Raw genomic sequence first — 6,442 nt, forward strand, 5'->3', positions numbered from 1 at the left:
TGCGGAGAGTGGGCGGGGTGCGAGGGGCGCCCGTAGGGTGGGACGCAGCGCGAACGAACCCCACATCGATGCGACGCGCCCCACCGCGAGTCCCACCGTGCGCAGCTGCAGAAACATGCCCGGGCCAACGTGCACGAGCGGCGGAGCGCATGCTCCGCCCATGCGCCCTGGAATCGGCTAGTCCACAGGAACAGAGGCTTTCGGGAACCGGTCGAATCGCGTGACCTTGTTGCCTGAGGCGATGATACCGACACGACACTTGAGTTGGCTGTGTGTCCACTTGCCGGATTGCGCGTCGGCGGCATCCCACATCGCTTTCCAGCGCGCGCGCTCGTCGTCCGAACACCAGACATCGATCTCGACCGCGTAGGTGAGCTCATCCGGATAGAGCGGCGTGAGCGAGATGAAGGTTGGGAAGAGTGCGCCCGCGGGGCGCAGATCTTCCTTCTTCAGCTTGAACGTCCTGCCGAAGACGCGGACTTCGATATCACATTCGTTTCGATCGTTGCATTCAGCATGCAATCGATCGCCATTCTCATAGTTCACCGTCACGTCGCGTACTTGATCCGTGATCGGGGGAGTCGCTCCGGCATGGCCGAACGGCAGCGCTGTCAGCACCCACGCACACGCACGCAGGGCTCCATGCCGCATCGTGCGTGTTCCGAGTGTTGCAGGAATCGTCGCAACGCTCCGCATGGACGCCTGCGATCGCGGGCGTTCAGTGCTGGTGGTGGTGAAGCGGACTCTTACGATGCTCATTGACCAACGTTCGCGTCGATGGGCTGATTCACGTACTCACTGCATCAAGATGGTAACTCCGTCCGTGTTTGTGGGCGATCGCAAACGGACTGACACCCGTGCGATTTCCGCCTACCGGTACGGGCCCGGTCCGCTCCAGACGAGGTCGCCCAGCTGGTAGACGCGCTGGATGGTGATGACGTCGCGCGCGTCGCCGATGACCTTGAGTTGCGGTGAATCCGGTTCGACCATGCGACACGCGCTGGAGCCCCGTCGCAGGGCGACCTCGAGCGGGCAGACCATTAGCCGCAGCGAGCCGGGCATCGGAAGAAAGAGTTCGGTCATGCCTTGCGCGCGCCAGGCGCGCAAACGGGTTTCGTTGGCCAGCTCGTAGTACACCTGGAATCCATCCACGGCCATGTCGGGTCCGACGGGCGGCGGCGCGTTGGTGTTGCCGCGCCCGCGGTAGCTGCCGAGCTTGGCGGCCAATGCGGCATTCGCGACGGCGTTGGCATCCATGCCGGGCGGTTGCCCCCATACGTGCGGAGGACGAGCGACCTTCGCGGTCTCGCGCGGCGCTTCGGTCGGCTCGGGCGCCGTGTCCGGCGATGCGTCCGTGGCATCCGCGGTGTCCGCCGCCTCGGCAGGCAGGGGCACGGTGGCCTGCTCGACCGGCGTGGGCGGTGGACGCGGCGCCTTGGGCTTTTTGGGGCGTGCGCGCGCGTGGGCCGGTGGCACGGGCTCGGCGGGCGATGGCGGGAGCGTCGGGTCGATGAGCGTCACGCTCATTGCGCCGTTGCCCGCTTCGGCCTGCTGCATGGCCATCGTGATCGGGGGATCGCGCATCATGACCACGAAGAGCAGCCCATGCAGCAGCACCGACACCAGCGCCGCCATCCCGCGGTGCACGCGATCGGTCCGGTCTCGAGGCCCCTGGGTGGCTTGGCGCGACGTCCTGTTCATGCCGCCGTGGAGGGATGGACGCGGCGGGCTTTCATGATTCGTCCAGCAGCGGGGTCGGGAAACAGGTGTGAACGAGCGGGGCCCGGGTCGTTGAATCCGCGACGAGCGTCAGCTCGGGGCCCATGACATGCAACGACGCACGGGAACAACGATCGCCCGCATCAGGGCGTCGTTCGAGCGGGATACGACACGGCATTGAGTGGAAAGTTTCGTGCGATGGTGTCTCGAACGCGGAACGCAGGCGGCCGCGTTCGACGATCGAACCATGCCCTACCTGTCAGTCCGGTGTCATTCGCCGTCGTGCGCGCGGACCTGCGCGCGCTGCGCGGGCGTCAGTGTCGTCGCCATTCACGGCCACCCTCACCGACGCGTTGCGCCTCCGTGGAGGAACACTGACCCTCTGAGGAGCAGCGCTGCGCCTCCCCAGGCGCTGTGCCGGTCCGCGGAGGAGGCGTGTCGATCCTCCGTGGAGGAGAACCGGTCCTTGGCGGAGCGAAGCTACCCCTCGCCCGGAGCAGCGCTGCTCCTCGGAGGAGCAAGGGGGGTCCTCCGAGGAGAAACGTTGCTCCTCGGAGGAGCAATGTTCGTCCTACGAGGAGCAGCTCAGGTCCTCCGGGGAGCAGGCCTGCCCCCGAGATGGAGCAGCACCGGCCCTCGGTGGAGCAGTCCTGGTTCCGAGAGGAGAGAACGGGGGCGCGATCCGGCGAGCCGCGGCTCACAGAGCGGCGTCGATGACCTTGGTCAGCTGCGACTTCGAGACGAGACCCAACCGCGTCGCCTGCCCCTTGCCAGCCCCTATTCCCTTCGCCTATCCCCTACACCGGGAGCAACCCGGCGTCACCTTCCGACCAATTTCGTACATATGTGTACGCGCTGGCTCACACTGGAATATCCCTATTGGACCTTTGTCGCCGCAGGCGTTGGCAAGGACGTTGCTTCGGTAATGCAATCGAGATTGAGCCAGACAACAAGCCGCTGTCGGCAGTCCACCGTATAAGGGTGGCAATCGCGTTTCCGTGATCGCCGTTGTTGCCTGAGCTGTGGGGACGGTTATTGCCTCCACGCATTGAATCCAAGGGGCTGTGATGACAGAACTACACCAATTTCCGCGCTATGTCGCTGCGGAAAATCTAGTGACGAACAACACGATGGTTCTGTTAGGGCGAATCTATCGGGATAGTCCCCAGCGATTTGAACAGCTGGTACTCGCGCTTTGGGAAGAAGGGTTCGAGATACCTCGACTCGGCCTGCGTTTCACGCAGCAGGAGCGCTCCTTCGCAAGCGTTCCTGATGGAATCATTTCTCAGGACAGCGTCAAGTTCGTGGTCGAAACCAAGTTGTCGAATGCCTTCGACACGGCCCAGATGCGCAATCATTTCTTGTCGCTCGAGTCCGCGCAGCACCGCTTCGCACTGATGCTCGGATGTGGATCAGTGGATGGGAACTCAGCTGAAATGGATGCACTCCGCAAAGAAGCAGCGGATCGCGGCATCGCCCTTGCAATTGCCACCTTCGCGGGCCTCATCGACCGCGTCCGCCGCCTTTACCTCTCTCACCACGAGGAAATGCTGGAGCTCGTCGACGACTACGAAGCATTCTGCGACAGCCAAGACCTGCTGCCGCAAGATCAATGGACCGTGTTCGTGCCGCCGTGCGGCCAGTCGTTCGAACACAATATCAGCGAGCGCCTTTACTACTGCCCGGCCGACCGCGCCATTCGCAGTACGCGATTCCTCGGCGTTTATGCCTGGAAGGCCGTGCAAGCGATCGGCGTCATCGAACGCGTCGTGGTGAATCCTGTGATTGATCGGGAGGCGCGCTCCGTACGCGTCGCCCCGGGAGAATCCGCGCTGACGGAAGAGCAGTCCGAGCGAATACTCTGCGCCTCGGATGCCGCTGCTGCCCTGGGCTGGCCAATCACCGAAGGGCATAAGTTCTTTCTGTGCGGCGCGTTCGAACCCACCGACTTCCGCAAGAGTACCCCGGGAGGCATCCAGAACCGTCGCTATTTGAATCTGCGGGAGGTCCTCGGCAGGCAAGATGTGCCACACGATCTCGCCGCACTCGGGGCCGCGTTACGCGGCGCGACTTGGTCGTAAGCGTTGTCGTTCACCCACTGCGGCTGGAGCTATACATGCCACATCGAAAGCTTGTCGCGATCGAAAACAAAGCGGAATGCTCGGCGCTGTTCAGGAAGTGGCGGGACAACTTCGCGTCGCTCGCCACCCCAATCGGGGACCATACGTTGTGGATCGACGCGCTCGGAATTTCTGCGCAGTTCTGGGATAGCCATCGCAAAGGACAGCCGATCTTCTGGAACATCTTTTCCAATACCCCAGTGCGATTCAAGCAGAACATGATAGTCGAGGTTAACCCCCCACGCTCTGGAATCAACCCACAGAATCAGGGAGTTTTCGCTCAAGACGAAGATGGCTGCCGTTATGTACTACATCGCGGACGTCTGTATCCGGCAGGCGCGAGGATCGCGTCGACCGATTTTCTTGCATCGGCAACCGTCGACATATGCGACGTGAGCTTCTCGGATGGCAGCTCCGCGGCGTGCGCACTAGTTTGCCCACTCGATCTGGATCCCAAGGCCTGCGTCGAAGCGCTGGCGCAGTTCGTCGGCGATTGTGCGAACGCGCGTGAACTGGCGGGCGCGCAAGGGAAGGAGTTGCGCGTTCCGCTCCAACGGGTCGCAGACATGGAGAAGTTGTCGCCCGAGCTGCGCGGCAACTTCTTCATCCCGCCGCAGGAGGCGAAGATAGGACGTCGAAGGCACGCAGACGTGTCGGCGGCGCTGAAAACGAGCCTGGAGAGCGTCGGCATCAAGCATGCGAACGCCAGGATGGGCCGGTATGGCCCGGACATGTACACCTACGGAATGTCGCGGGACGTGCTATTTGAGATAAAGACGGAGTATGACGCGGCTTCGGTGCAACAAGCCGTGGGCCAGCTGTTGATCTACGAGCAGCTGGCTGGCCGGAAGATGCGAAAGGTGATTGCGATGCCGAGTGCTCCAGCGAAGGCGCTCATGGCCGTTCTTGATGTCCTCGACATCGAAGTGCTTGCCTTTGGAAGCAGCAGCAAGCCGAAATTCAATCGGGCGGCGCTACGCCAGCTTGCTGGTGGGGAAAAGCCGGCTAGAGCGCAGCGTCGATAACCTTTGGCGAGCAGAAATCGATGGGACGAGGCGGCGTCAGCTTCATTGGGTCAGGGCCACGATAGACCTGTTTGCTGCACATTCAAACAGATATTACTCTGCCCCCCTTGTTCCGCACCGATCGATCTCTGGCGCTACCGCCTCAGAAATCGCGACGTCTGGGCCAACGTACCCAGTGCATAGCGTGCGAAGACGAATGCCAGGATGAAACCGAAGGCCGCTTCCACAAGTGCTGAGACCGACTCATCACCCATGATGTAGTAGTAGACAATCAGCAGGCCGCCGCCGAGCAGAAGTATCGCGAGGATGCCCGCCAGGCATCGCCCCAGGATCGTCCGCGCACTCATATCGCAGCGTCGATGACCTTGGCCAGCTGCGACTTCGAGACGAGACCCATCTGCGTCGCCTGCACTTTGCCGCCCTTGAACAGGATCATCGTCGGCGCCGAGCGCACGCCGTAGGCGAGCGCGGTCTGGTCGCTAGCTTTATTCAATCTTCGGAGTGTTCTTCGCCTTGGCATTGCGAGCCTCAATTGCGATTCTCTTTGCCTCTGGTAACGCTTCATACATGCGATCGATTGCAGCCGGATGGGAAATGAGCTGATCAGCAATCGAATTGAGGAGTCCAAACAAAGTTTCAACAGTGTGAATGTCGTCGGCTAAATCCAATACACCGGGATGCACTGCTTCATTGCCGATCACTCGCACGATGTCGAGGGATTTTTGAACCCGTGGCGGAAGACCCTTTGCCACTAACTTGGCAATGTCACTGTCAATATCTCTTCCGGATTCACCCACAGCCCTCATGAGTTTTTGGATGCACAACCGCAATAGTGCTGCTGCCCCGCGCGGCGAGTGCACTGCGATATCGCGAGCTTCCTGAAAATCGTGCTTTATATCGTCGCTCAAATCCTCGTTTGGCTCCGGGCCAAAAGTTGCTCCGGGGTAAATCATCTCTTCTCGTTTCCAAAGCGATAGTTTGGAACACGCCACGCACTGCGCGATAAAGAGGTTATGAACGGCATAGTTGGCAGTCGCGGCTGAATTATATGAGAGCATCAGATCTCCACTTAGCGCGCGTCCCAACTCCGAAATTACATGCGGTTGGTGCCCTTGTTTGCGTAAGCCTTCCAGCGAATCGGGAGTAATGAGCGCCGGCGGAAGGTTAGGCTCGCCCGAATTGGCCGCAGCGAACAATGCTTCTCCCCACCGTTGTGCAGCGAATGCGCCACAATGTGGGCACCTAAAGGACCTGAGTGTTATCGAAGGATCTGCAACCGTGACCATGTGATTTCCTCTCGGTAGCACTGGGAGGCTCCAGACGACCTTGTCCCGAGATTCATTGCCCATGGACCGCACCAATCGTCCCAGAAGTCGACGAGCAGGCGCGTCGGCGATTGCAGCACTCTGGACCACCCCGGGTTTCTCGGACAGTCTAATTAGACACCGCCTGCGCGGCGAAGTCTTCGGGTGAGCGGTTGCCTAGCGCGCTGTGCAATCGCTCGCGGTTGTAGAACACCTCGATGTAGTCGAACACCCGGGTTCGTGCCTCGTCGCGATCCTTGAACTGCTCGTGGTG

Annotated in this window: 8 protein-coding genes; 2 read left to right on the plus strand and 6 right to left on the minus strand. The window is 61.2% G+C overall.

The genetic code is table 11. The features are described from left to right. Window positions 1–177 precede the first annotated feature (177 nt). Window positions 178–759 (minus strand): hypothetical protein, encoded by a 582-nt coding sequence (locus tag FHW12_RS14455; RefSeq protein ID WP_182531730.1) that lies wholly within the window; start codon window positions 757–759, stop codon window positions 178–180. Window positions 760–870: 111 nt separating this feature from the next. After that, window positions 871–1,635 (minus strand): type II toxin-antitoxin system RelE/ParE family toxin, encoded by a 765-nt coding sequence (locus FHW12_RS14460; protein ID WP_182531731.1) that lies wholly within the window; start codon window positions 1,633–1,635, stop codon window positions 871–873. 1,199 nt (window positions 1,636–2,834) lie between these two features. Between FHW12_RS14460 and FHW12_RS14465 the strand changes: the two genes are divergently transcribed. Beyond that, a complete protein-coding gene (locus FHW12_RS14465) occupies window positions 2,835–3,800 on the plus strand; it encodes a hypothetical protein (protein ID WP_182531732.1) in 966 nt (321 codons plus the stop codon). Between the two features lie 35 nt (window positions 3,801–3,835). After that, window positions 3,836–4,864, plus strand: a complete 1,029-nt coding sequence (locus FHW12_RS14470) for a hypothetical protein (protein ID WP_182531733.1) — start codon at window positions 3,836–3,838, stop codon at window positions 4,862–4,864. A gap of 134 nt (window positions 4,865–4,998) precedes the next feature. On the opposite strand, the gene FHW12_RS14475 is transcribed toward FHW12_RS14470, so the two are convergent. From FHW12_RS14475 to FHW12_RS14490, 4 genes are all read right to left on the minus strand, one after another. After that, window positions 4,999–5,211, minus strand: coding sequence for a hypothetical protein (locus tag FHW12_RS14475; protein ID WP_182531734.1), 213 nt, complete (start codon window positions 5,209–5,211; stop codon window positions 4,999–5,001). Beyond that, window positions 5,208–5,357, minus strand: coding sequence for a thioredoxin family protein (locus tag FHW12_RS14480; RefSeq protein WP_182531735.1), 150 nt, complete (start codon window positions 5,355–5,357; stop codon window positions 5,208–5,210). Before FHW12_RS14480 ends, FHW12_RS14475 begins: the two co-directional genes overlap by 4 nt. After that, window positions 5,350–6,060 (minus strand): DUF4145 domain-containing protein, encoded by a 711-nt coding sequence (locus FHW12_RS14485; protein WP_182531736.1) that lies wholly within the window; start codon window positions 6,058–6,060, stop codon window positions 5,350–5,352. The genes FHW12_RS14480 and FHW12_RS14485 overlap by 8 nt, the downstream gene beginning before the upstream one ends. 238 nt (window positions 6,061–6,298) lie before the next feature. After that, the coding region (locus tag FHW12_RS14490) for an IS3 family transposase (protein ID WP_182531737.1) at window positions 6,299–6,442 on the minus strand (144 nt) is incomplete at its 5' end.

The sequence above is a fragment of the Dokdonella fugitiva genome (genome assembly GCF_014138265.1).
GTDB lineage: Bacteria > Pseudomonadota > Gammaproteobacteria > Xanthomonadales > Rhodanobacteraceae > Dokdonella_A > Dokdonella_A fugitiva_A.

Bases quoted from the DNA above. Each gene is read 5' to 3' on its own strand.
- FHW12_RS14470 (WP_182531733.1), top strand. From the start codon at position 3,836: ATGCCACATCGAAAGCTTGTCGCGATCGAAAACAAAGCGGAATGCTCG.
- FHW12_RS14455 (WP_182531730.1), bottom strand. From the start codon at position 759: ATGAGCATCGTAAGAGTCCGCTTCACCACCACCAGCACTGAACGCCCG.
- FHW12_RS14475 (WP_182531734.1), bottom strand. From the start codon at position 5,211: ATGAGTGCGCGGACGATCCTGGGGCGATGCCTGGCGGGCATCCTCGCG.
- FHW12_RS14460 (WP_182531731.1), bottom strand. From the start codon at position 1,635: ATGGCGGCGCTGGTGTCGGTGCTGCTGCATGGGCTGCTCTTCGTGGTC.